General features: G+C 73.0%; 19 protein-coding genes. 11 read left to right on the top strand and 8 right to left on the bottom strand.

Annotation, left to right across the window (positions count from 1 at the left end; all coding sequences use genetic code 11):
* Positions 1-142: 142 nt before the first annotated feature.
* The 3 genes from N542_RS0110255 to N542_RS0110245 are packed head-to-tail and all read right to left on the bottom strand — an operon-like array spanning position 143 to position 2,603.
* Complete coding sequence (locus N542_RS0110255) at positions 143-880, bottom strand: amino acid ABC transporter ATP-binding protein (protein WP_028643835.1); 738 nt, start codon at positions 878-880, stop codon at positions 143-145.
* The gene (locus tag N542_RS0110250; RefSeq protein WP_036507257.1) at positions 877-1,725 is read right to left on the bottom strand and encodes an amino acid ABC transporter permease; all 849 of its coding nucleotides are present in this window, start codon (positions 1,723-1,725) and stop codon (positions 877-879) included. The genes N542_RS0110255 and N542_RS0110250 overlap by 4 nt, the downstream gene beginning before the upstream one ends.
* On the bottom strand, positions 1,722-2,603 hold the full coding sequence (locus tag N542_RS0110245; RefSeq protein WP_028643833.1) for an ABC transporter substrate-binding protein: 882 nt from the start codon (positions 2,601-2,603) through the stop codon (positions 1,722-1,724). Before N542_RS0110245 ends, N542_RS0110250 begins: the two co-directional genes overlap by 4 nt.
* 181 nt (positions 2,604-2,784) lie before the next feature.
* Here N542_RS0110245 and N542_RS26605 point away from each other — a divergent pair, with 181 nt between their 5' ends.
* Both N542_RS26605 and N542_RS27495 read left to right on the top strand, forming a co-directional pair.
* Positions 2,785-4,941 carry a glycosyltransferase gene (locus tag N542_RS26605; RefSeq protein WP_051551592.1) on the top strand — a complete coding sequence of 719 codons (2,157 nt, stop codon included), beginning with the start codon at positions 2,785-2,787 and terminating at the stop codon, positions 4,939-4,941.
* Positions 4,938-7,046: an acyltransferase family protein gene (locus N542_RS27495; RefSeq protein ID WP_051551591.1), complete on the top strand. Its 2,109-nt coding sequence runs from the start codon at positions 4,938-4,940 to the stop codon at positions 7,044-7,046. Before N542_RS26605 ends, N542_RS27495 begins: the two co-directional genes overlap by 4 nt.
* On the opposite strand, the gene N542_RS26600 is transcribed toward N542_RS27495, so the two are convergent.
* Complete coding sequence (locus N542_RS26600) at positions 7,036-8,781, bottom strand: class I SAM-dependent methyltransferase (RefSeq protein ID WP_051551590.1); 1,746 nt, start codon at positions 8,779-8,781, stop codon at positions 7,036-7,038. The two genes, N542_RS27495 and N542_RS26600, sit on opposite strands and share 11 nt — an antisense overlap.
* Before the next feature lie 253 nt (positions 8,782-9,034).
* On the opposite strand from N542_RS26600, the gene N542_RS24310 reads away from it, so the two are divergent.
* Together N542_RS24310 and N542_RS0110220 are read left to right on the top strand one after the other, a co-directional pair.
* The gene (locus N542_RS24310; RefSeq protein WP_051551589.1) at positions 9,035-11,125 is read left to right on the top strand and encodes an acyltransferase family protein; all 2,091 of its coding nucleotides are present in this window, start codon (positions 9,035-9,037) and stop codon (positions 11,123-11,125) included.
* Positions 11,126-11,142: 17 nt separating this feature from the next.
* Entirely contained in the window at positions 11,143-13,224 is a 2,082-nt protein-coding gene (locus tag N542_RS0110220) for a glycosyltransferase family 2 protein (protein WP_028643832.1), read from the top strand.
* A gap of 6 nt (positions 13,225-13,230) precedes the next feature.
* Here N542_RS0110220 and N542_RS0110215 read toward each other — a convergent pair whose 3' ends face one another.
* Entirely contained in the window at positions 13,231-14,598 is a 1,368-nt protein-coding gene (locus N542_RS0110215) for a GH1 family beta-glucosidase (protein WP_028643831.1), read from the bottom strand.
* 16 nt (positions 14,599-14,614) lie between these two features.
* Here N542_RS0110215 and N542_RS27860 point away from each other — a divergent pair, with 16 nt between their 5' ends.
* A complete protein-coding gene (locus N542_RS27860; protein WP_051551588.1) occupies positions 14,615-15,280 on the top strand; it encodes a pirin family protein in 666 nt (221 codons plus the stop codon).
* 237 nt (positions 15,281-15,517) lie between these two features.
* Here the strand turns inward: N542_RS27860 and N542_RS0110205 are convergent, their stop codons facing one another.
* Together N542_RS0110205 and N542_RS0110200 are read right to left on the bottom strand one after the other, a co-directional pair.
* Complete coding sequence (locus N542_RS0110205; RefSeq protein ID WP_028643829.1) at positions 15,518-16,423, bottom strand: diacylglycerol/lipid kinase family protein; 906 nt, start codon at positions 16,421-16,423, stop codon at positions 15,518-15,520.
* Positions 16,420-18,000: an FAD-binding oxidoreductase gene (locus tag N542_RS0110200; RefSeq protein ID WP_036507254.1), complete on the bottom strand. Its 1,581-nt coding sequence runs from the start codon at positions 17,998-18,000 to the stop codon at positions 16,420-16,422. Before N542_RS0110200 ends, N542_RS0110205 begins: the two co-directional genes overlap by 4 nt.
* A 17-nt stretch (positions 18,001-18,017) precedes the next feature.
* Between N542_RS0110200 and N542_RS0110195 the strand changes: the two genes are divergently transcribed.
* The 6 genes from N542_RS0110195 to N542_RS0110170 all read left to right on the top strand — a co-directional run bounded on the left by N542_RS0110195 (position 18,018) and on the right by N542_RS0110170 (position 24,051).
* Positions 18,018-18,608, top strand: a complete 591-nt coding sequence (locus tag N542_RS0110195) for a TetR/AcrR family transcriptional regulator (protein ID WP_028643827.1) — start codon at positions 18,018-18,020, stop codon at positions 18,606-18,608.
* Positions 18,605-20,158 (top strand): glycerol-3-phosphate dehydrogenase/oxidase, encoded by a 1,554-nt coding sequence (locus N542_RS24305; RefSeq protein WP_036507251.1) that lies wholly within the window; start codon positions 18,605-18,607, stop codon positions 20,156-20,158. The genes N542_RS0110195 and N542_RS24305 overlap by 4 nt, the downstream gene beginning before the upstream one ends.
* Positions 20,159-20,180: 22 nt before the next feature.
* Entirely contained in the window at positions 20,181-21,170 is a 990-nt protein-coding gene (locus N542_RS0110185; RefSeq protein WP_028643826.1) for a sigma-70 family RNA polymerase sigma factor, read from the top strand.
* Positions 21,167-21,715, top strand: coding sequence for a TIGR03086 family metal-binding protein (locus N542_RS24300; RefSeq protein WP_036507248.1), 549 nt, complete (start codon positions 21,167-21,169; stop codon positions 21,713-21,715). Before N542_RS0110185 ends, N542_RS24300 begins: the two co-directional genes overlap by 4 nt.
* A gap of 65 nt (positions 21,716-21,780) precedes the next feature.
* The gene (locus N542_RS0110175) at positions 21,781-22,800 is read left to right on the top strand and encodes a LuxR family transcriptional regulator (protein WP_028643825.1); all 1,020 of its coding nucleotides are present in this window, start codon (positions 21,781-21,783) and stop codon (positions 22,798-22,800) included.
* An 18-nt stretch (positions 22,801-22,818) separates the two neighbouring features.
* The gene (locus tag N542_RS0110170) at positions 22,819-24,051 is read left to right on the top strand and encodes a low temperature requirement protein A (protein ID WP_028643824.1); all 1,233 of its coding nucleotides are present in this window, start codon (positions 22,819-22,821) and stop codon (positions 24,049-24,051) included.
* Here the strand turns inward: N542_RS0110170 and N542_RS0110165 are convergent.
* Entirely contained in the window at positions 24,048-25,319 is a 1,272-nt protein-coding gene (locus N542_RS0110165) for an MFS transporter (protein ID WP_028643823.1), read from the bottom strand. The genes N542_RS0110170 and N542_RS0110165 overlap by 4 nt on opposite strands.
* Positions 25,320-25,421: the final 102 nt, after the last annotated feature.

Here is a 25,421-nt window from a genome sequence, read left to right as displayed (position 1 = left end):
CCGGCACATTCGGTGGATCCGCCACCGCTACCGCCCCCACCCCGCCCGAGCGGTGCGCAATCCACCGATCCGACCAGCACATCTGGTGGATCCGCCACCGGCAGCCGCCCCACCCGAACGGTGGATTGCCCACCGCCCACCCTCAGTCCGGCAGCACCCGCCGCAGGAACTCCCGCGTCCGCTCCTCGCGCGGGTTGCTGAAGATCTCGGCGGGGGGACCCTGCTCGAGGATCCGGCCCTGGTCGAGGAAGCACACGGAGGTCGCGACGTCGCGGGCGAAGGCCATCTCGTGGGTGGCGATCACCATCGTCATGCCGGCCTCGGCCTCCGCGCGCACGATCGCGAGCACCTCGCCCACCAGCTCGGGGTCGAGGGCGGCGGTGATCTCGTCGAGCAGCAGCAGGGTCGGCGACGTGCACAGCGCCCGCACCAGGGCGGCGCGCTGCTGCTGACCGCCCGAGAGCCGGTCCGGGTGCTGGGCGTCGTGGTCGGCGAGACCGAACTTCTCCAGCAGCGACAGGGCGCGCGCCTCCGCGTCGGCCCGTCGTACGCCGTGCACGCGCCGCGGCGCCAGGGTGCAGTTGTCGAGCACGCTCAGGTGCGGGAAGAGGTTGTAGGCCTGGAAGACCATCCCGATCCGCGAGCGCACCTCGCGCGCGTCGACCCGGGGGTCGGAGATCTCGCGGCCGTCGAAGGTGATGATCCCGTCGTCGATGTCCTCGAGCAGGTTCAGGCAGCGCAGCAGGGTCGACTTGCCCGAGCCGGACGACCCGATCAGGCAGATCACGTCGTGCTGCTGCACGGTGAGCGAGACGTCGTCGAGGACCACACGCTCGCCGTACGACTTGCGCAGGTTCGAGACGGTCAGCAGCTCGCTCACAGGACACCTGCCAGCTCGCGGCGGCGGTACTTCGCGCTGAGCCAGTCGGTGGCCCGCGCGAGCGGGACGGTCAGCACGATGAAGAAGCAGGCGACCACGACGAGCGGGGTGTAGTTGAAGTTGTAGTTGCCGTAGTCCCGCGCGACGAAGACCGCCTCGAACACCCCGGCCGCCGACGCCAGCGCGGTGTCCTTCTGGAGCGAGACGAAGTCGTTGAGCAGCGGGGGTACGACGCGGCGCACCGCCTGCGGGATCACGACGTGGCGCAGGCACTGCCCGCGGGACAGGCCGAGGGCCTCCGCGCTCGCCCACTGCGAGGGGTGGACCGACTCGATCCCCGAGCGGAAGACCTCGGCGACGTACGCGCTGTAGGAGATGATCAGCGCCACCGTCGCCCAGAAGAACGCACTGGTCGGCAGTCCCCCGAGCCGCAGCGCCGGCATGCCGAACGCCAGCAGGTAGACCAGCAGGATCGTGGGGATGCCACGGACCACGTCGGTGTAGACGACCGCGACCAGCCGCAGCGGCACGAGCCACGGCGACCGGCTCACCCGGGCCATCGCGATCAGCATCGCGAAGATCAGGATGAAGACCTCCGCGACGAGGAACATCTTGATGTTCAGCCAGATCGCGTCCCAGATGGCCGGCAGCGCCTCGCGCGCGTCGTCCCGGCTGAAGAAGTACTCCTTGACCGACGCCCAGCCGGGCGACCCGGTGATCCCGAGGGTGAGCACGACGAAGGCGACGACCGTCATCACGGTCGCGATCAGCACCGACCGGGTGCGCAGCTGCCGGCGCAGCCGCCGTCGTTCGAGCTCGTGGGGGCTCGGGGACCACTCGCTCACTGGAGGACGGGTACGTCCACGACGTCGGAGAGCCACTGCTTCTCGAGCTGGTCGATGGTGCCGTCCTCACGCAGCGCGCCCAGGGCGGAGTTCACGCACGGGACGAGCTTGCTGCCCTTCTCGAAGAGCAGGCCGAACTCCTCCTGCTCCCCGGTCTCGGGCTGGAACTGGCCGATCAGCACGCTGTTCTCGATCTCCGCGCCCGAGATGTAGAACGCGGTCGGGAGGTCGGCGACGATGGCGTCGACCTGGTCGTTCTGCAGCGCCTGCTTGGCGGCGTTCGTGTCCTCGAAGACGACCGGGTCGGTGTCCGGCTTGATGACGTCCCGGATCGCGGTCAGCGAGGTGGTGCCGGTCTGGGCGGCGAGCCGCAGGCCCTTGAGGTCCGCCAGGCTCGCGGCCTCAGCACCGCGGGTGCCCTTGAGCGCGATCACGGCCTGCGCGGCGGAGTAGTAGCCGTCGGAGAAGTCGACGGCCTGGGCGCGCTTCTCGCTGATCGAGATCTGGTTGATGTCGAAGTCGAACTTCTTCGCGCCCGGCGCGTAGGAGGAGTTGAAGGGGACCTTGACCCACGTCACCTGGTCCTTGCCGAAGCCGAGCTGCTCGGCCACGGCGTACGCGACGGCGGACTCGTAGCCCTTGCCGTTGGTCGGGTCGTTGTCGACGAACCACGGCTCGTACGCCGGGGAGTCGGTGCCGATCGTCAGCCGGCCCGCCGTCTTCAGCGGGAGCGAGCCGGTGGCGCACGCGTCGGCGCTCGGGCTGCCGGAGGACGAGCCGGTCGCGGACGAGCCACCGTCCGACTCGGGTGCGCAGGCGGCTGCGACGAGGGCGAGGGGCAGGACGGCCACGGCGGCCAGGGTTCGACGTACACGCATGGGCGCAAGCGTAGGGCCGCGCTCCGGGGCGGTCGGCCAGTTCGGACTTCCTGGACACCCGGGGTGACCAGGGCCACGCCGACGTCGTCGTCTGAGGATGGCGGGCCCACCTCGCGTAACATCCTGCGAGGCCGTCATGCAGGTGGCCGTATTTCGGGACGGACCACGGGGAAGGTGTGCGGTGTCACGGCTGACTGACCGGGACCACGACGCCGCGGCGACCCCCGACGTCACCGTGCTGCTCGCCACCGCCGGCCGCGTCGCCACCATCGGCCGGGCGCTCACGTCGCTCACGGTCCAGACCCTGGCCGCGGACCGCTTCGAGGTCGTGGTCGTCGTCAACGGGCCCGACGACGGGACGGCCGCGTACGTCGCCGGCTTCGCCGCCGAGCACCCCGATCTGGAGATCCGGGTGGTCCAGACGCCCGTCGCCGGGGTCGCCCACGCCCGCAACCTCGGCCTGTCGGTGGCGCGCGGCGTGCACATGACGATCCTCGACGACGACGACTGGGTGTCGCCGTCGTACCTCGAGACGCTGCTCTCCGGCGTCGAGCCCGGCATCATCCCGCTGGTCTGGATGGCCGAGATCTTCGACGGCGAGGAGGACACCCCGAGCTACGACAACTACTTCTCCAACGCGATCCAGAAGCACGTCGGCACCGCGGCGGTGCGCCCCGCCCGGCTGGGCCCCGGCATCTCGCTCAACGTCTGCAAGCTCGTCCCCGTCGCGGCCGCCCGCGAGGTCGGGTACGACGAGCGGCTGGTCGGCGGGTCCGACTTCGTCTTCTGGACCAAGCTCTTCGCCCGGCACCAGTTCCACTTCCGGGTGCTGCCCGACCGCGGGGCGGCGTACTACCGCACGCGCGGCGGCGGCTCGCTGTCGCGGCGCGACCCGTCCTTCGAGTTCAACGTGCGGATGCGGCTGGACTGCATCGAGTCGCTCGGCGACGTGCCGCCCGGCCCGCCCGACGTCGAGCGGGTGCTGCACAACGTCATCACCGCCCAGTGCGTCATGATCAACACGTTCCTCAAGATGTACCCGGACCAGCGGCAGGCGGTCACGGACGCGATCGCGGAGCGCCACCTTCCGCGGTTCAACTGGTCGGCGGTCAACCGCGGCCTGGCCCGCGACCTGGCCGTGCTCTACGGCTTCCCGCCGTGGAGCGGCACCAGCGGGCTGGTCGCGGCGCGCCGGATCCGGGAGCGCGGGACGCTCGTCGACGTCATCGCCAAGGACCGGGACGACGCACAGGCGCGCGACGAGAGCTCCCCGTGGATCTCCGCGCCGTACGTCGCCGCGCTGGCCGCCGTGCCGGGCCGCTCCCACGCACCGCGCTGGGCCGAGCTCGTCGCCTACTCCGACGGCGTCTTCAAGACGCTCGAGACCTGGAGCGAGGCCGGGAAGGAGTACGACTCGGTCTACTCCCGGGCCACCTGGGTGGCGGCCCACGTCGTCGCCGCGCAGTACAAGCTGCGCCACCCGAGCACCCGCTGGATCGCCGAGTTCTCCGACCCGCTGAGCCGCGACATCCACGGCGAGGTGCGCACCGCGCAGATGAAGGAGGGCCCGGTCGTCAGCGAGCTGCGAGCCGGCGTCGAGGCGGCCGGCTTCCCGGCGCCGGAGGGGCTCGCGCTGAACGAGTGGGGCGAGCAGATCGCCTACGCGCTGGCCGACGAGATCCTCTTCACCAACGAGCTCCAGCGCTCCTACATGCTCAGCTACTGCCCCGACCCCGCTCTCGCGGAGCGGGCCCTGAGCATCTCGCGGATCGCCCGGCACCCCACGCCGACGCCCGACCTGTACGACCTCGGGTCGGTCGACTACCCGCTCGACGACGACCGGGTGCACATCGCCTACTTCGGCGCGTTCTACGCCACCCGAACCCTGGGCGAGCTGACCGAGGGCCTGGCACGGCTCTCCGGCTACGACCGCGCGCGCATCCAGCTGCACGTCTTCACCGACAAGGTCGACGTGACCCAGTCGCGCGTGTGGGCCGACGGCCTCGGCGACGTCGTCCGCGTCAACCCCTACGCGCCGTACACCGGCTTCCTCAACCTGACCCGCAAGTTCGACGCGCTGATCGTCAACGACGCGCAGACCGCCGGGTCGCACGCCGGGCTGAACCCCTACCTGCCCTCCAAGGTGTCCGACTACCTCGGCAGCGGTACGCCGATCTGGGCGCTCTACGAGCCCGCCAGCTCGCTGTCGACGGTCCCCGTCGCCCACCGCTCCCTGCTCGGCGACGTCGACGGCGCCGTCGAGGTGCTCCGGTCGCTGATCGAGGTCGGTCCACGCCCCGACCGCCAGCGGGGCCGCTCCGCCGGAACGCCCTGTTGAACGCCGTCACCACCGCCGTCCCGGCGGCCGGCCGACGCCGCCGCGTCACCAATCCCGGCGTGCGGGCCGACATCGAGGGGCTGCGCGCCGTCGCCGTGGGCACGGTGCTGCTCTACCACGCAGGCCTGTCGTTCGTGCCCGGCGGCTTCGCCGGCGTCGACATCTTCTTCGTCATCAGCGGCTACCTGATCACCAGCCTGCTGCTGCGCGAGGCGGCGACCAAGGAGCGCATCTCGATCACGGGCTTCTACGCCCGGCGCGCCCGACGCCTGCTCCCGGCCGCATCGCTGGTGCTGGTCTTCACGGCGGTCGCGGGCTGGGCGGTGCTGCCCGCGTCGCGGTACGCCGACCTGTCCACCGACGTCGTCGCGGCGACCCTGTACGTCGTCAACTGGGCGCTCGCGCACCGCGCCGTCGACTACCTCGCCGAGGGCGCCGGGGTCTCGCCGGTCCAGCACTACTGGTCGCTGTCGGTCGAGGAGCAGTACTACGTCGTCTGGCCGCTGCTGATCATGCTCTGCCTGCTCCTGGCCCGCCGCCGGCCGGCCCGGGCCAGGACCCTGATGCTCGCGACCGTGGCCGCCGTCTTCGCCACGTCCCTGGCCTGGTCGGTCATCCACACCCCGGAGTCCCCGGCCACGAGCTACTTCACCTCCACGACCCGCGTGTGGGAGCTGGCCGTCGGCTCTCTGCTGGCCTTCGGGACCGCCGCGCTCGCACGGACCAGCGCCATCGTGGCGCGCGCCCTGACCGTGGTCGGGCTGCTGATGATCGCGGGCACGGTCGTGGTCGTGCACAGCACGGTGCTCTGGCCGGGATGGGCGGCCCTGGTGCCGACGCTGGGCACCGCAGCCGTGATCGCCGGCGGCTGCCACCCCCAGGTGGCCGCCCGCCCCGGACCGCTCGGCTGGCGCCCACTGGTGTGGCTGGGCGGCATCTCCTACTCCCTCTACCTGTGGCACTGGCCGCTGATCGTGCTGGCCGACGAGCAGTGGCCCGACCACGGCCGGGCGCTGACCGTGGTCGTGGTCCTCGTCGCCGTCGCCCTGGCCTGGCTGACCAAGAGGCTGTTGGAGGACCCGGTCCGCTTCAACTCCCGGCTCGCGTCCTCGCGCCCCCTGACGCTCGCCGTGGGCGCGGTCGCGATGGCGCTCACCATCGTCGTCGGCCTGGCCGTCGGCCGGGCCGCCCCGACCCTCGACACCGGCGCGGCGGTCGAGGGCGCCACGGTGCTGGTCGCCGACCCCGGCAGCGACAGCTGGCGGCTGGTGAAGGACCCCAGCGCCCACTACGACCAGTCGGGACCGCTCACCCCGGATCCCGCGGTCGCCACCGAGGACCGTCCGCCCTACTACGACAAGGGCTGCCAGGTCGGCACCGGCAAGGTGGAGGCCGCGGCCGACTGCGTGTACGGCGCCGACCGGTCCGGCAAGACCATGGTGATGCTCGGCGACTCCAAGATGGGGCAGTGGTTCAGCGCGGTCCGGGCGATCGCGGACGCCGAGGACTGGCGCCTGGAGCTCGACCTGAAGTCCGCCTGCACGTTCAGCTTCGACGGCGTCGACCCCGACTGCGCGACCTTCACCCACCACATGATCGACAACTTCCGCAGGGACGGGGCGCCCGACTACGCCCTGGTCTCCCAGGGGTCGAAGGTGGAGCCCGGACTCGAGCCGGGCATGAAGCAGGCGCTCGGCGAGCTGGCGGCGCTCGGCACGAAGATCGTGCTCGTCGCCGACAACCCGACCCCCAACTCCAAGGCGGTCTACGAGTGCGTCGAGGCGCACCCCGACGACTACGCCGCCTGCTCGATGCCGCGCGCCGGTGACCCCCAGGGCGTCGGTACGCCGGCGCTCGCTGCCACGGCGAAGAGCCTCGACCTCCCGATGGTCGACCTCAACGACTGGATCTGCCCGCCCGGCGACCGGTGCCCCGCCGCGATCGGCGGCACGCTGCTGCACCGGCAGGGCAGCCACCTCACCGACAGCTACATCCGCAGCCTGACGCCGATGCTCTACCGCTCGCTCAGCGAGCTGGGCATCGCCCGGCGCCCGGTGTCCGAGATCGGGATCGACCAGGTGCCCGCGTCGCGCGTCAGCGGCTGAGCGGAGCAGCCCGCCGGAAGACTGCGGCGCCGCGGATGAGCGGCACCTCGGCCAACGCGAAGTCGGGCAGCAGCGCCGACCAGCGCTCCAGCACGGCCTGCTCCCCGGGCGCGTCGACGTCGTCCACGACGACCACGCACGTCTCGGCGAGCCGGCCCTCGAGCAGCGGGATGAACGGGTAGCGCGCCGCCGGTCCCACCGACGTGGGCGGGCCGTCCACGAACACCAGGCCGACCTCGGACAGGTCCGCCAGCGCCGCCTCGTCGTACCACGGCGTCACGTGGTCCTCGAGGTGCGTGCGGGCCAGTGGGGCGTAGCGCACGTCGGCGCGGTCGGCGACGCCGTGGCGTGCCAGCAGCTCGCGGGTGGCCCGGGCGCGGCCGGCGTCGTGCTCGAGCGAGACGATCCGGGTGTCGAGGCCGTACTTCTCGACGGCCAGGGCCAGGAAGAGCGTCGAGGCGCCTCGGCCCGACTCGACGACGACCTTCGGCCGGGTGCGTCGCAGCTCCTCGACCAGCAGGACGAGCACGTCGGGGGCGGCGGCGTCCCCGGAGAGGGCCGGGAGGCCGGCGGCCGGGTGGAGCTCGTCGAGCAGCTGCTGGGTCGCCTGGATCCGGTCGCCGAGCTCGCGCACCTGGTGGCGCAGCTCGACCTCGGAGGCGGGTGCCTGCGTCGGGATGGCGGCGATCGCCTCGCCCTGGTCGGTCAGCGCGAGCGCCACCGACGCGAACCGGGCGTGGATCAGCGAGGTCACGCTCCGCAGGCCGACCTCGGTCTGACGACGGTCGTCCTCCGCGCCGTGGCGTACGTCGTCGCGCACCCCTGCGATCGCGCGGACGGCCAGGGCGACCAGCAGGGCCACCGCGAGCACCAGGGTGAGGAGCAGGCCGAGGACCAGGCCGACCACCGCGCCACCGACGCCGTCGGTGAGGCCGAGCACGACCGCGAGCACCAGGGCCGGCAGCACCGCGCCGGCACCCAGGATCAGCAGGGAGATCAGGCGGCCGCGCCGACCGCGGGCGCCCAGTACCCCGGACGCGGCGTGCACGAGCGAGCGGGGGGAGAGACCGGTCGCGTCGGGGGCCGGAGCGGCGCTCGGGTCCTCCTCGAGAGCCTTCTCCTTGCGCCGGCGGGCCCGGTTGGCCTTGCGCCGGGCGCGCTCGGCGTTGCGCGCCATCCGCTCCTGCAGCTCCTGGACCTCGCCCCGCGCCTCGAGGAGCCGGCGGGAGGTGGTCGCCAGCCGCTGCTCGAAGTCGTCGGACCGGGCCACCATCGCCGCGAGCTCCCACTCCGCCGCGCGTCGCTCCTGGGCGGCCTGGCGGTCGTCGGGGGCGGTCAGCGCAGCGTCCAGCAGCGCCGCCACGTCACCGGTGGGGCCGTCCGCCTCCGCGGCGAGGACCAGGCACGGCCGGTCGGTGAAGCGGCGTACGCCGGCGACGGCCACACCGGCCTCGGACAGCAGGTGCCCCACCGCGCGACTGAGCGCCACGTCACCGGGCATCTCGACGGCCACGGTGACCTCGGGCCGCGAGGCCCGCAGCTGCAGGGCCCAGGTGAGGGTCTCGAGCAGTCCCGGCTCGGCGGTCACGCCGACGAACGAGAGCTCCCGGTCGGCGACGTCGCCGACGTGGGTGGCGAACGTCGTCAGGACCAGCTGGTCGAAGGAGGGGCCGAAGACCTTGGCCGCACTCTGCCGCGACTGGCCGACGGCGACCGCGGTCCCGACGGCACTCACACCCGTGCTCATGCGACCCGGGACCGGGGGCGTGCGGATCGGACGCTGAGCGGGCGTGGCGAGGACATGGCGGACATTGTGCCAGCAGGCTCGCCCACCGCTCGTCGTGACGGAGCCGCACGTCGGACGCGCCTCAGCGGCTCGGCGCGCCTGCGGTGAGCCCGGCGCCGCTCGGGGCGTCGACGTTTTCGGCATCGTCGGCGTCGGGGCGTAGTCTCGCTCCGATTTGTTCCACCAGTGACGAGGCGACGGCATGACCACGGCCCCGACGACGGCGACCCCGAGCGCGACCGCACCGACGAGTGCCCCGTCATCCGGCGTCCGCGGCGACATCGAGGGCCTGCGGGCCATCGCCGTCGGCGTGGTCGTCCTCTACCACGTCGGCGTCACCGCGCTGAGCGGCGGCTTCGCCGGCGTCGACGTCTTCTTCGTGATCAGCGGCTTCCTGATCACCGGCCTGCTGCTGCGCGAGGTCGACCGCACGGGCAGCGTCTCGATCACCCGGTTCTACGCACGCCGGGTCCGCCGGCTCGTGCCCGCGGCGACGGTCGTGCTGCTCTTCACCGCCGTCGTCGGGTACGCCGTGATGCCCGGGTCCACCCACGTGGACCTCGGCAAGGACACCATGGCGACGGCGACGTACGTCGTGAACTGGGTGCTCGCCTTCCGCTCGGTCGACTACCTCGCCGAGGGCGCCGCCGAGTCGCCGCTGCAGCACTACTGGTCGCTCTCGGTCGAGGAGCAGTACTACGTCTTCTGGCCGCTGCTGATCCTGGTCGGGGTCTTCATCGCCCGCCGGACCGGCTGGCGGCCGCGTCGAGTCCTGCTCGTCGTGATCGGCGCCGCCGCCGCGGCCTCGCTCGTCTACTCGGCCGTGCACACGCGCACGAGCCCCGCGACGGCGTACTTCTTCACCACCACGCGGGTGTGGGAGCTGGCCATCGGCTCGCTGCTGTCCTTCGGCATCGTGCGGCTGCGCACGCTGCCCCGCAGAGTCGCCGAGCTGCTGGCGTGGGCCGGCCTGGCCGCGATCGCGTACGCCGTCCTCGTCTTCAGCTCGGAGACGGCCTGGCCCGGGACCGCGGCGCTGGTGCCGACCCTCGGCGCCGCCGCCGTGATCGCCTCGGGCTGCGCGGTGACGGCCACCCCGACCTCCGCGGCGCGCCTGCTCGGCACGCGCCCGATGACCTGGCTGGGCGGCATCTCGTACTCGGTCTACCTCTGGCACTGGCCGCTGCTGATCCTCGCCGGCTGGCGGTGGCCCGACATCTCGGGCCTCTCGCTGGGCCTGATCGGCCTGGCCTCGATCCCGCTGGCCTGGCTGTCCAAGCGGCTGATCGAGGACCCGATCCGGTTCGCCCCCCGCCTGACCGCCAGCACGTCGCTCGCGCTCACCCTGGGCGCGGTGCTCATGTCGGTGTCGGTGATCACCGGCCTCCTCATCGTCCGGTCGGTCCCGACCTTGCAGCCCGGTGGGTCCGCGCCCGGCGCCCGCGCCCTGGTGGCGAACCCCGACGGCAAGGTCTGGCGGCTCGTGGACGACCCGACGCGGCTCTACACCCGCTCCGGCAAGGTCGTGCCCGACCCGGCGGTGGCGACCGAGGACGTCCCGTCGGTCAACGCCTGCCAGATGCCCATCGAGGGCACCAAGATGCGCACCGACTGCGTGCGCGGCAACCCCCGGTCCGACACGACCGTCGCGATGCTCGGCGACTCCAAGATGGAGCAGTGGTACCCCGCGCTGAAGAGCATCGCGCACAGCGAGGACTGGCGGCTCGAGCTCTACCTGAAGTCGGCGTGCACCGTCAGCACCGTCGGGGTCTCCGACGACTGCGCCGCCTACAACCGCAAGGTGACCGCCTGGTTCGAGACCCACGGCGTGCCCGACTACACGATCGTGTCCGTGCGGGGCTCGTCGTACGACGACGAGACCCGCGGCCTGGACGCCAGCCTGGCGCAGCTCAAGGAGATGGGGACGAAGGTGATCGTGCTCGCCGACAACATCTCCCCCGACTCCGACGCCCTCTACCGCTGCGTCGAGGAGAACCCTGGCGCCTACCAGAAGTGCTCCTTCGACCGGGCGCGCGGCGAGGCGACCAGCGGCGCGGTGCCGCTGAAGGCGGCGGCCGAGGAGCTGGACCTCCCGTACGTCGACATCAACAAGTGGATCTGCCCGCCGGGACCGACCTGTCCCGCGGTGATCGCGCACACCCTCATCTACCGACAGGGCAGCCACGTGACCCGCACCTACATCAAGACGCTGACGCCGATGCTGCACCGCGCGCTGTCACGGGTCGGCATCGCGAAGCAGCGGCCGGGCACGATCGCGCTGCACGCGAAGTGACGGCAGGATCAGCCCCGATGTCGGAGAGCAGCGTGGTCACGACCGCCGAGGACGACCTCCTGGTGTCGGTGGTGGTGCCCACCTACGGCCGGCCCGACACCCTGCTGCGCACCCTCGACTCGCTGGCGGCGCAGACCCTGGCACCGGACCGCTTCGAGGTGCTGGTCATCGTGAACGGTGAGCCCGGTGGCGTCCCCGACCTGGTTGGCCGGCACACCGACGGCTGGCGCGGCCCCGCCGTACGCGTGCTGGAGACGGCCCGGGCCGGCGTCGCCCACGCCCGGTGGCTGGGCGTCGAGGCCGCCCGGGGCACCTGGATGACCATGGTCGACGACGACGACTGGGTCTCGTCGCCGTACCTGCAGCGCCTGGTCGACGCGGCCGCGCCCGGCGTGGCCCCGCTCGCGGACATCGCCGAGGTCGAGGAGCCCGACGGCGCCCCGAACTTCGACAACAGCTACTCCCGACTCTTCCGGCAGGTGCGCGGGCGCGTCATCGAGGCCGCCGAGCTGCCCGAGGCGATCTCGCTCAACGTCTGCAAGCTGATCCCGACCGCGGTCGCGCGCTCGGTCGGCTTCGACGAGCGGCTGCGCAGCGCGTCCGACAGCCTCTTCTGGCTGCGGGTCTTCGCGCGCGACCGGTTCCGCTTCCACGTGCTCGACGTCGACGACGCCGTCTACTACCGCACCACCAACCACGGGTCGCTGTCGCGCCAGGACGTCACCCACGACTTCAGCGTCGTACGCCGGCTCGACGCCTACGAGTCGCTCGCCGAGATCAGCACCGGGTCGCCCGAGGTGCACGAGGTCCTCGCCCGCACCGAGCGGTCGCTCGGCCTGCACATCGGCGCCTACCTGCGCGAGAACCCCGCGGAGCAGCGCGCGGTCATCGACACCGTCGACGCCCGAGGCGTCAGCGTGCACTGGGAGCGCGCCAACCGCCGGCGCGCCGCCGAGCTCGTCGTCGTCGACCGGCTCGGTCGGGCCAGCGGTCCGCTCGCGCCGTCGCCGACCGAGCGCCGGGTCGCGGCGCAGGAGGGCGTCGCCGACCTGGTCGTCCTGTCCGCCGAGACGCCGCTGCCGGGCTACCTCGAGCCGTACGTCGGGTCCTCGGCCTGGCTCACCGCCGCACCCGACGCCTCCCGACCGGCCCGGCTCGCCGCCGCGGTCGAGCACGTCGCCGCGCAGGAGAAGGAGTGGAGCCGCTACAAGAAGCAGGCGCCCTACCTCCGCGTCCGCTCGTACGGCGACGCCGGTGACGCGCACCTCGCGGCAGCGGCCCTCAAGGCCCGCAAGCCCGACCTGCAGTGGATCGTCGACCTGTCCGACCCGCTGCCGGTCCCGCTCCAGAGGCCCGTGCAGTCGGCGCTCACCGAGCACCGGGCGGTCCAGCCGGTCCTCGCCGCGATCGAGGCGGCCGGCCTCGATGCCGGCGGCCCGGGCCCTGCCTCCGCCTGGATCCTGTACGTCGTGGTGCCGGCGCTCGCGGACGAGATCGTCTTCACCGAGGCAAACCTGCGCGACGCCTTCCTGCGCGCCTGCCCCGACCCCGCCGCGAGGGAGCGAGCCGCGTCGATCGCGACGGTGGCGACGCCGTACGCGATCCGTCGCCGGGGCGCGGGCCCGGCTGCCTTCGCGACCACGGAGCCCGACCGCGTGCACCTGGGCCTGGTCCACGACGACGCCGACTGGCAGGGGCTCGACACGCTCGCCGCGGCCGTGGCCCGGCTGTCGGCGTCCGAGCGGGCCAGGATCCGCATCCACGTGGCGACCGGCCTCGAGGACGCGGCCCGGGAGCGCGCCGTCGCGGCCGGGGTGGCCGACGTCATCGACGTGCGTGGTGCCGGCGCCTCGGGGCTCGAGATGATCGCCCGCTCCGACGTGGTCGTGTGCGTCGACGGCCAGGCACCGACCGGGCTCGCCGAGCCGCTGCTCCCGGCGTACGCCGTGGACGCACTGGCCGGCCCGGCACCCGTGTGGGCGATCCACGGTGCGGGCACCACGCTCGCCTCGACGCCGACGGCGCACCGGTCCGCGCTCGGCGACGTCGACACGGCGGTCCGGATCCTGCAGGGGCTGACCGCGACCCAGGACCGCTGAGGCGGGTCAGCCGAGCGAGCGGGTCTGCGCCGCGATCATCTGGGCGAACCACTCGAAGGACCGCTTCGGCGTGCGCTGCTGCGTCTCGTAGTCGACGTGCACCAGGCCGAAGCGCTGCTGATAGCCCTCCGACCACTCGAAGTTGTCCATCAGCGACCACGTGTAGTAGCCGCGTACGTCGACGCCGCGCTGCACCGCCGTCGCGACGGCCCGGAGGTGGGCGTCGAGGTAGTCGATGCGCGGCTGGTCGTCGACGACGCCGTGCTCGTCCGGACCCATGTTGTAGGCGCAGCCCGACTCGGTGATGTAGATGGGCGGCAGCGCGGCCCGGAAGCGGGCGCGCAGCAGGATCAGCCACTCGCGCAGCGCGTCGGGCACGACCGGCCACCCGAAGTCGGTGACCGGGTAGCCGAGCAGCTCGCGGACCTCGAAGGGCATCTCGGCGTCCTCGCCGGCGGCGCCGATCTTGAAGGGGTTGTAGTAGTTCACCCCGTAGAAGTCGAGCGGCTGGCGGATCATGGCCATGTCGCCGTCCTGCGCGATGCCGTCGAAGAGCGGGGCCAGGTCGGCCGGGTAGCGACCCAGCAGCATCGGCTCGATGAAGAGCCCGTTCCAGAGCGCGTCGAAGAGCTTGGTGGCGCCGACGTCGGCCGCGTCCTCGCTGGCCGGCCACATCGGGGCGTGGTTGTTGGCGCAGCCGACGCTGGTCGCCCCGGCGGCCCGCAGCGCCACGGCCGCCCGGCCGTGGGCGAGCAGCAGGTGGTGGGCGACCGGCATCGAGTCGAACATCAGCTCACGACCCGGGGCGTGCACCCCGATGCCGTAGCCCATCATCATCGCGACGTTGGGCTCGTTGACCGGGATCCAGTGCTCGACGCGGTCCGCGAACCGCTCCCCGAGGATCGCGGCGTACTCGGCGAAGCGGTCGACCGTCGCGCGGTTGAGCCAGCCGCCGTCGTCCTCGAGCGCCTGCGGCAGGTCCCAGTGGTAGAGCGTGACCATCGGCTTGATGTCGTTGGCGAGCAGCTCGTCAATCACCCGGTCGTAGAAGGCGAGGCCGCGCGCGTTGGCGGGACCGGAGCCGTTCGGCTGGATCCGCGGCCACGACACCGAGAGCCGGTAGCCGCCGACGCCGAGCCGCTTCATCAGCGCGATGTCCTCGGCGTACCGGTGGTAGTGGTCGCAGGCCACGGCACCGCTGGAGCCGTCGACGATCCGACCCGGCTGCGCGCAGAAGGTGTCCCAGATGCTGGGGCCCTTGCCGTCCGCGGTGGCGGCGCCCTCGATCTGGTACGACGCCGTGCTGGTGCCGAAGCGGAAGCCGGGCGGGAGCTGGGGAAGACCCGGGGTCGGGCGAGGGTCGGGCGCAGGCACGGGCACAATGATGCCTGTGAGCGTTGAGATCCGCCGTGGAACGGGCCGCTTCGTCACCCGAGGTGCGGGACATCTCACCCGGCACTCGTTCTCCTTCGGCCAGCACTACGACCCGGACAACGTCCGGTTCGGCTCGCTGGTCTGCCACGACGACCACCTGCTCGGTCCCGGCGTCGGTTTCGAGGACCACCCGCACGCGGACCTCGAGATCGTGACCTGGGTGCTCACCGGCGAGCTGCGGCACACCGACTCCTCGGGCCACACCGGTGTCGTCCGGCCGGGCGAGGTGCAGGTGCTCTCCGCCGGCTCGGGCGTGACCCACTCCGAGATCGCAGGCCCGTCCGGCCCCACGCGCTTCGTCCAGTCCTGGCTCACGCCGACCACCCTGGGGACCACCCCGTCGTACGACGTCTCCCCCGTCGAGCTGGTGCCGGGCGTCCTGAGCGAGGTCGTGCGGATCGGCACCGCGACCTTCCGGGTCGCCCGGCTCGAGGCCGGCGACACCGTCGTCCTGCCCGACGAGCCCCTGCAGCACGTCTTCGTCGCCGGTGGTGCGCTGCGGCGCTCGTCGATGGCCCAGCCGCTCGACGACGGTGACGCCTTCCGGGTCACCGACCAGCCCGGGCTCGCCGTCACTGCCGCGGCTCGCACCGAGCTGCTGGTGTGGACCTTCTCGTTGTAGGTGGTCGTGCCGCCGGGTCAGGGATACCCGGTTAACCGGGTATCCCTGAACTTCTCGGGCATTGCAGAGCCTGAGAAGTTGGTGAAGTGCCCGAGGAGTAGGGCGCCGAGCCGCGTCAGCCCGGTGCCGCACGGGTGCGGCCGGCGACCGTCGGGAGCCGCGGGGCGTACGTCGCCGCGGCCTCGTCAGCGGTGACCCGGCCGGTCGTCGACCCCAGCCCGGGGCCCCCGGCACCCCTCAGCAGATGACCGACAGCGCTCCGGGGACGACCTCGACGACCGCGGGCGCTGAGCCGAGGGTGGGCAGCGGCCCGAGCGGCTCGCCGTCGCCGCCGACCGGGATCGCGCCGCGCGAGCTGCCGGTGACCTCGACGCGGGTGCCCGACAGCACGGTGACCTCGTCGAGGTGGACGTGGCGGCCGTCGTACACCTTCGGGAGCGAGCGCATCAGGGCCAGGCGGGAGGCTGCCTCGATCACGATCACGTCGAGCAGGCCGTCCTCGACCGAGGCCGGCGGGGCGATCTGCATGCCGCTGCCGTAGTACGCCGAGTTCGCGACGACGACCGTCGCCGCGTCGTACTCCCGCACCTCGCCGTCGACCGAGACCCGGTAGCGGCCGGGCCGGTAGGTGGCGAGGGCGCGCAGCGCGGCGTAGGGGTACTGCAGCGAGCGCGGCAGCCAGGTGGCGCCGTCGACGATCTCGGCGGCGCGCGCGTCGACGCCCGCGTAGACCGACCCGGCCACCGTCCGGGGCGCCCCCAGGCCGGACACCGACAGCAGGTCGATCCGGCGTACGGCGTGCTCCAGCAGCACCCGCGCCTGCGCATCGGGGTCCGCCGGCAGGCCGAGCATCCGGGCGAAGTCGTTGCCCCGGCCGGCCGGTACGACGGCGAGCGTGCCCTCACGGTCGGCGACCAGCCCGGCGAGCGACGACAGCATCCCGTCGCCACCGACCGACACCACGACGTCGCCGCGCCCCACCGCCTCGGCCACCAGGCGCGCCATCGCCTGCGGCCCGGGCGAGTAGGTGACGTCGACGGTCGCACCGGCTTCCCGCAGCGCCCGGGCGACGGGTACGACGGCGCCGGGTGCCGCGCCGCCGCCGGAGGTGGGGTTGACCAGGAAGGCGAACGAGCGGGTCATGGGACCAGGACCCCGGGGTTGAGGATGCCGGTCGGGTCCAGGTCCGCCTTGACCGCGCGGAGCACGGAGACCCCCAGCGGGCCGATCTCCTGCGCGAGCCACGGCTTGTGGTCGGTGCCGATCGCGTGGTGGTGGGTGATCGTCGCCCCGGCGGCGATCATCGCGTCGCTGGCCGCGACCTTGGCCCGGTGCCACTGGGCGAGCGGGTCGTCGGCCTCCTTCGCGGCGACCGTGAAGTAGAGCGAGCAGCCGGTCTCGTAGACGTGCGAGATGTGGCAGAGCACGATCGACGGGTCACCGAGGGCCGCCGTGAGCGCCGACTTCACGTCGGCGTACAGGCGATCGACGCCCGACCAGAAGGTCGCGGTCTCCAGCGTCTCCACGAGGACCCCGACGTCCAGCATGGAGTCGCGGAGGTACGGCGCGTCGAACCTGCCGTGCACCCACTTCTCACCCGCCGCCTCCCCGACGGGGTCGCCGCCGAGCTCGGTGAGCACGGCGGTGACGGCGGCCCTCTTGGCGGCGACCGCGGCCGCGGTGCCCTCGAAGCCGGTGATCATCAGGCAGCCCGCGGCGCCCTCGCCGCCGATGGCGCCCGGATCGGCCAGGTTGAGGGCGGTCTCGCCCTCGTCGGAGAGCCGGATCACCGTCGGCAGCAGGCTCGACTGGGCCAGGGTGCGCATCGCGGCAGCGCCCTCGGTGAACGACGGCCAGCGCCACCCCTCGTAGAGCGTGGTCGTCGGCCGGGCTCGCACCCGGACCGTCACCGCGGTGATCACGCCGAAGGCGCCCTCGGAGCCGAGGATCAGCTGGCGCAGGTCGGGTCCGGCCGCGGTGGCCGGCGCGGTGCCCAGGTCGAGCCGGCCCCGCGGGGTGGCGACCGTCAGCCCCACGACGAGGGCGTCAAACCGGCCGTAGCCCGCACTGGACTGGCCGCTGGAGCGGGTGGCCGCGAAGCCGCCGATCGAGGCGTACTCCCACGACTGCGGGTAGTGGCCGAGCACGAGGCCCTCCGCGGCGAGCAGCGCCTCGGCCTCGGGGCCGCGCAGTCCGGGCTCGAGCGTCGCGGTCATCGACGTGTGGTCGACGGCGACCAGCCGCTTCATCCGGACCAGGTCGAGGCTGAGCACGCCCGCGAAGCCCTCGCGCCGCGCGACGAGTCCGCCGGTGACCGCCGTACCGCCGCCGAAGGGGACCACCGCCAGGTGGTGCTCGACCGCGAGCGCGAGCACGGCCGCCACCTCGTCGTGCGTGCTGGGGCGTACGACGGCGTCGGGCGCGTCGCTCACGTCGCCGGACCGCATCCGGAGCAGGTCGGGGGTGGACTTGCCGCGGGTGCGCAGCCGCCGGGTCTGGTCGTCGGTCCGCACGTGGTCGGGTCCGAGCAGGTCCGCGAGCCCGGCGAGCACGGCCGGGTCGATCGCCGACGGCGCCAGCGGTGGGTCGACGACAGCGGGGCGGTCGGTCGTCCCGAAGACCAACTCGACGAGACCGCGCGCCTCCTCCGGGAGGTCCTGGGCCCGAGCCGGGTCGCCCCATCGGGACGGGTGCATCTCGGTCTGCTGGTTCGACGCCATGCGTTACACTGTGACACATGACGTCACTTCGTCACAACGCCGAGCCGGCGGACGCCTACCTGGACGCCGCCCGCGACTGCATCCTCGACGTCGGCTGGCGGCGTACGACGCTGACCGAGGTCGCCCGGCGCGCCGGCGTCTCCCGGATGACGATCTACCGCACCTGGGCCGACATGCCGCAGCTGCTGGCGGACCTGATGACCCGTGAGTGGGGTGGGGTCGTCGCCGACGCCCTCGCCGACGAGGACCCGGACACCCCGACCGTCGAGCGCCTGGTCGGCGACATCCTCGGGACCGTCCGGCGGCTGCGCGACAACGAGCTCTTCGTCCGGATCGTCGACCTCGACCCGGAGCTGATCCTCCCCTACCTCTTCTCGCGGCGCGGCCGCTCGCAGGAGGCCATCCTGGAGCTCACCGTCGCCGCCCTGCGCGAGGCCCAGGCCGCCGGCGAGGTGCGCGCCGGCAACCCGGAGCTGATGGCGCGGGCGATGCTGCTCGCGGCCCACGGGTTCGTCCTCTCGGCGCACACCATGGTCGACGACGACGTCTCCCTGGAGGACCTCGACTCCGAGCTCCACCGCGCGCTCACCCGAGGGCTGCAGCCGTGACGGCCGCAGTCACGCCCGGCACGCGCATCACGCCGGGGCTGGCCGGGGCCCCCACCGACGTCGACGTGGTGGTGATCGGGCTCGGCATCACCGGCACCGGGGTCGCCCTCGACGCCGTGACCCGGGGTCTGTCGGTGCTGGCCGTCGACGCCCACGACCTCGCCTTCGGCACCTCGCGCTGGTCCTCCAAGCTGGTGCACGGCGGCCTGCGCTACCTCGCCAAGCTCCAGTTCGGCGTCGCCCACGAGAGCGCGGTCGAGCGCGGGATCCTGATGGAGCACACCGCTCCGCACCTGACCCACGCGCTGCCGATGGTGATCCCCCTCGGCTCCGTGACCACCCGTCGCCTGGCGATCCTCACCGGCGCCGGCCTGATCGGCGGCGACGTCCTGCGCCGGGCCGCGCGGACCTCCTCCGAGATCCTGCCGCGACCGCGCCGGATCTCCACCGTGGAGGCGCTCCAGCTCGCACCGCTCCGCACGGCCGGCCTGCGCGGCGCGCTGGTCACCTGGGACGGCCAGCTCGAGGACGACGCGCGCCTGGTCATCAACGTCGCGCGCACGGCCGCGTCGTACGGCGCCGAGATCCGCACCCGCGCGCGGGTGGTCAGCGCCACCGGCACGCAGGTCGAGCTGCGCGACGAGCTGACCGGCGAGACCACCACGGTGACGGCGCGGACGGTCGTCAACGCCACCGGCGTCTGGGCCGGCGACCTGGTCCCCGAGGTGACGCTGCGCCCGAGCCGCGGCACTCACCTCGTGCTGCGCGGCTCCAGCATCCCCGGCCTGCGCACGTCGGTCTTCGCGCCGGTCCCCGGCACCACCGGTCGGTTCATCAACGTCCTGCCGCAGCCCGACGGGACCATCTACGTCGGCCTCACCGACGAGCCGGTCGAGGGCGACATCCCCGACGTGCCCGAGCCCTCCGAGGCCGAGATCGGCTTCCTCCTCGACGTCGCGTCGGCGGCGCTGGCGCAGCCGCTGCACCGCCACGACGTCGTCGGGGCGTACGCCGGGCTGCGCCCGCTGCTGTCCTCCGGAGCCGGGGCCGGCACGACGTCCGACCTCTCGCGCCGGCACGCGGTGCTCACCAGCGCCACCGGCGTCATCACGATCGTCGGCGGCAAGCTGACGACGTACCGCCGGATGGCCCAGGACGCCGTCGACGCCGCGGTCGCCCAGGCAGGTCTCGACGCGGGCCCGTGCAGCACCCACGCGCTGCCGCTGCTCGGCGCCGCGCCCCGGGAGCGGCTGGCCGAGCTCGAGGAGCCGGCCAGGCTGGTCCGTCGCTTCGGCACCGACGCGCGACTGGTGCTTGAGACCGCACGGGCGGTCAGCGGGCTGACCGACGACGAGCTGCTGGCCCCGGTCGCCGACGGCGTCCCGGTCACGCTCGCGGAGCTGATCTTCGGGGTCACCCACGAGGGCGCCGCCGACGTCGACGACCTGCTCGACCGGCGCACCCGCGTCGGCCTGATCGAGACCGACCGCGTCCTCGCCGTACCGGCCGCCGAGCGAGCGATGAGTCTGGTGGTCGACGCCGGTCGGTAGTCGCATGCAGACTGGAGCAGCCATGGCGACACTCGACGAACCCGGGACCGAGCTCGAGGACTTCCCGACCCTGACCCAGCGCTACCAGCGCGAGCTCCTCGCCCACTGCTACCGCATGTCGGGGTCGGTGCACGAGGCCGAGGACCTGGTGCAGGAGACCTTCCTGCGGGCGTGGAGGGCGGCCGACAAGTTCGAGGGCCGCTCGTCGGTGCGCACCTGGCTCTACCGGATCGCCACCAACGTGTGTCTCACCAACCTCGAGAACCGACCACGGCGACCGCTGCCCGTGGGGCTCGGCACGCCCGACGCGGTGGCCGGTGACGCGCTCGAGCTCGACCACGAGATCGCCTGGCTGGAGCCGGTGCCCGACGCGGCGGTCGAGGTCGCGGAGCGCGACACCATCCGGCTGGCGTTCGTCGCCGCCCTCCAGCACCTCCCGGCGCGCCAGCGCGCCGTGCTGATCCTGCGCGACGTGCTGCGCTGGTCGGCCGCCGAGGTGGCCGAGGCGCTCGACACCACGACGGCGGCCGTCAACTCCGCCCTCCAGCGGGCCCACGCCCAGCTCGCCGAGCGCGGGCTCACGGCCGACACGGTCGAGCCCAACCTGACCGCGGCGCAGCAGCACATGCTGGAGCGCTACGTCGACGCGTTCTGGCGCAAGGACGTCGACTCGATCGTCGGGATGCTCACCGCCGAGGCCACCTGGGACATGCCGCCGTTCACCAGCTGGTACCGAGGCGCCGACGCCATCGGCTGGCTGATCGGCACCGAGTGCCCGGGTGGCGCCCACGACATGAAGATGGTGGCGACCCGGGCCAACGGGCAGCCGGCGTACGGCCTCTACATGCGGACGCCGCAGGGTGACTTCACGCCGTTCCAGCTGCAGGTGCTCGAGCTCGAGGGCGACCGGGTCCGGCACTGCACGGCGTTCTTCGACGTCACGCTCTTCGCGACCTTCGGTCTCCCGGCAGGTCTCCCCGACGACCGGGTCCCGGCGCCGAGCTCCCCGTGACCACCACCCTTCCCGCCTCGGTCGAGCTGCTCGGCCGGGCGCTGGACTACACCCGGGAGCGACTGGCCGGCGTCCGCGGCGGCCTGCTCGACCGCGCCACGCCGTGCGCGGACTGGCGGCTGCACGACCTGCTCGTGCACATGGAGGACTCGCTCGACGCGTTCACCGAGGCCGCCGGTGGCGAGGTCGCGGTGCACCTCACCCGCACGGTCGAGGGGCGGATCGCGGCGATCGAGCAGAAGGCGTGCGCCCTGCTCGGCGTGTGGAGCCGTCCGGGACCCGGAGACGTCCTCGTCGGTGGGCTCGACCTCACCAGCTCGCTGCTGGTCGCGACCGCCGCCCTCGAGATCACCACCCACGGCTGGGACGTGGGCCGGGCCACCGGCGAGGACACGGCGATCCCCGCCGACCTGGCCACCGCCCTGCTCCCGATCGCCCACCTGACCGTGACGACCGCCGACCGCGGCGTTCGCTTCGCACCCGAGCGCCCGGCCGCTGGTGACGCCGCGGACGTCCGGCTGCTGGCCTTCCTCGGGCGCACCTGACTGGTCCACCGCAAAGTTTCCTGCGTTTCCCCTCGCGCGGCACCGTCGGTTCCTACGCTCAGGCCATGCCCTCCCAGGTCCGCTCCTCCTCCGAGGTCGCCAAGCATGGCGCGATCCTCGACGCCGGGGACCTGCTCGACCGGGGCCTCCTCAACGCCCGGGCCGGCGCCATCGGCGCCGCGCTCGACTACCTCACGCAGGCGCAGGCCGCGGGCAGCGGTGAGCTCGGCCGGGTGCAGCGCGCTGCGCTGCTCACGACCCTCGTCGACTGCCGCCTCGCCCGCGGAGAGCTGGCCGAGGCCCGGATCGTCGGTGAGCAGCTCGGGCCCTTCCTGGAGCGTCCCGGCCTCACCGGTGCGACCGCGCACTACGGACGCGGCGAGCTGTGCGCCGCGGTCAACGAGGTCGAGCTCGCCGCCGGCCACTTCGCCCGGATCCCCCGCCTGCTGGGCGCTACCGATGACGACACCGACCTCCTCCCGTGGCGGACCGCCGCCGCGCTGGCCGCCGTACGCCTCGGACACCGGGTGGAGGGCACCGCGCTCGCGCGCGAGCACCTGACGCTCGCGGGGGCGAGAGGCGTGGCGTACCCGATCGCGCTCGGGCTGCGCACGCTCGCGACCGTCGACGCCCACACCGACCGGGCCTCGCTGCTGCGCCAGGCCCTGCACGAGCTCGACGGGGTCCCCGCGGCGCGCCTCGAGGCGCAGATCGAGACCGACCTCGCCGGGCTGCTGCTGCTCGCCAGCGGACCGGCTGGCGCCGCCGAGGCGCTCACCCTGCTCCGGTCGGCGGAGTCCTACGCCGGCACCGAGAACCTCTGGCCGCTCCTGGGCCGGGTCCGACGCCTGCTGAGCCGGATGGGCGAGGAGCCCCAGCCGGTGCTCGGCGAGACGCTGGCCTCGCTGACCGCCGCCGAGCAGCGGGTCGCCCGCCTGGCGGCGACCGGGCTCACCAACCGCGAGATCGCCGAGCAGCTCGTGGTGACGGTCAAGGCCGTCGAGTGGCACCTCTCGCACGTCTACCGCAAGCTCGGCATCCACTCGCGCGGTGCGCTCGCCGCATCGCTCGGACTCGGAGCCTGACACCCCTAGAGTTTCCGCATGCCGGAGCGCACCATCCACAGCGTCGTACCCATGGGTGGGCGCGACCCCCACGAGGTCGGCCGGGCGGCCACCCCGCTCGAGCTGCTCTTCGACCTCACCTTCGTCATCGCCTTCAGCACGGCCGCGAGCGAGCTGGCGCACTTCCTGGCCGCGGGCTACGTCTGGGAGGGGGTCGTCGGCTTCCTGTTCTCGACCTTCGCGGTGACCTGGGCCTGGATCAACTTCTGCTGGTTCGCGTCGGCGTACGACACCGACGACTGGATCTACCGGCTCTCCACGATGGTGCAGATGGTCGGCGTGCTGATCCTGGCGCTCGGGCTGCCGCCGATGTTCGAGTCGTTGCACGAGGGTGAGTACGTCGACAACGGCGTGATGGTGCTCGGCTACGTCGTGATGCGGGTGCCGATGGTCTTCCAGTGGTGGCGTGCCTCGCGGCAGGACCCGGCCCGGGCGCGCGCGTGCCGGTCCAACGTCGTCAGCATCCTGGTCGCGCAGGTCGGGTGGGTGCTCCTCGCGCTGTCGCACACCTCGATCCGGCTCACGTTCGTCTGGATCGTCGTGCTGGTGCTGGCCGAGACCTCCGGACCGGTGGTCGCCGAGCGGCGCTTCGGGGGCATCCCGTGGCACCCGCACCACGTGGCCGAGCGCTACGGCCTACTGGTGATCATCGCCCTCGGCGAAGGGCTGATCGGCACCGTCGCGTCGCTCTCCGCGATCATCACCGGCGAGGGCTGGACCGTCGACGTCGCCGTGCTGGGGCTGGCCGGGGTCGGCGTGACGTTCGGGATGTGGTGGACCTACTTCGTGATCCCGAGCGGGGACCTCCTCCACGCCCACCGGGAGCGCTCCTTCGGCTGGGGCTACGGGCACATCCCCTTCTACGGCGCGCTGGTCGCGGTCGGGGCCGGGCTGCACGCGGCGGCGTACCGCCTCGACCGCCAGTCCGAGCTCGGTGACACCGCGACGGTGCTGACGGTGGTGGTGCCGCTGGCGGCGTACGTCGCGCTGATGTACCTGCTCTACGCCCAGCTGACCCACGCCGTCGACCCCTTCCACGTGGTGCTGGTCCTGGGGTCGGCGCTGGTGCTCGGGGCGGGTGTGGCGATGGTCGTCGCCGGTGTCTCGCTGACGTGGTCGCTGCTCGTCGTCGCGCTCACGCCGTGGGTGACCGTCGTCGGCTACGAGACCGTCGGGCACCGCTTCAACGAGGGCGTGCTGAGCTCGCTCTAGTCGAGCGGGTGGGCGATCTCGTCCTGGGGCAACCTCGCGGCCACGATCGCGACGACCGCGACCAGCGCCGGGACGGTGCCGGCGATCAGGAAGGTCGTCCGCAGACCGATCGCCTCGGAGACCGGGCCGGCGACGGCCATCGAGATCGGCATCAGGCTGACCGAGACGAAGAAGTCGAGCGACGACACCCGACCCAGCAGGTGCGGCGGCACCCGGCGCTGCAGCAGCGTCCCCCAGATCACCATCGGCGCCGAGAAGAAGACCCCGAGGACGAAGGCGGCGACGACGAGCTGCCAGACCGCGGTCGCGATGCCCATCACGGCGAAGGGCACGCAGCCGAAGCCCCACATCAGGTTCATCCAGGTGAGGTAGCGGCGCGGCAGCCGGAGCGAGGCCACGGTCATCGATCCGACCGCGCCCCCGATGCCGAATGCCGCGAGCACGACGGCGTGGTCGCCCGGGCCACCGCCGAGCCTGTCCTTGATCAGGAACGGCAGCAGCACCTCGAGCGGTCCCATGATCAGGAAGACCATCAGCGAGGCGAAGATCAGCGTGGCCAGCAGCCACGGCGTCCGCACCATGTAGGCGAAGCCCTCGCGCAGGTCGTGCAGCACGGAGGTCGGGCCGCGGTCGGCATCGCGGCGTACGGGCGTCAACGGCACCGTCGACAGCGCGACCAGCCCGCCCAGCGACGACAGCGCGGCGACCGTCAGCGCCGCTCCCGGCGAAGCGATGCCGACGACCACACCGGCGACGGCGGGGCCGAGCGCCTGGCCGATCGTGGGCCGGATCATGCCCTCGAAGCCGTTGACGGCGAGCAGGTCCTCCTCGGGCACGAGCGCGGGCAGCCAGGCGGAGTACGCCGGGTAGTAGAACGCCATCGCCGCGCCGATCACGAACGCCACGACCGCGAGCTGCCACAGCCGGGTGAGGTCGGTGACGGAGAAGGCCGCGACCAGGCCCATGCAGGCGAGCTCGGTCATCGCGACGCCGAGCAGGATCACCTTCTGCGGCACCCGGTCGGCGACCACGCCGCCGAGCAGCGCGGGCAGCAGCACGCCGACGGCGCCCGCGGTGGAGACCAGGGAGAGCTGGGCCGGACCACCGCCGAGACGGATCACCTCCCAGACCAGTCCGACCACCCAGACGCCACCGGCGAAGGTGGCGAGCACGAGGGCGACGGCGAGGCGCCGGTAGGCGGGGTGCCGGAACGGCGTCAGCGCGCGCGGCAGCCGCGTGCCTCGCGTCTCGACGTCGGTGTCGGTCATCGCCCCTCCAGGTGCCAGTCTCCCTGGTGGGACCGACACTCCCCACCGAATTCATCGCCGCTGCCGGTGGTTGGGGGCGCGAAGGCCTGGAAACCAACGAGC

The sequence above is a fragment of the Nocardioides sp. URHA0020 genome (genome assembly GCF_000620705.1).
Taxonomy (GTDB): Bacteria; Actinomycetota; Actinomycetes; order Propionibacteriales; family Nocardioidaceae; genus Nocardioides.
This window is presented reverse-complemented; position numbering and strand designations above follow the sequence as displayed.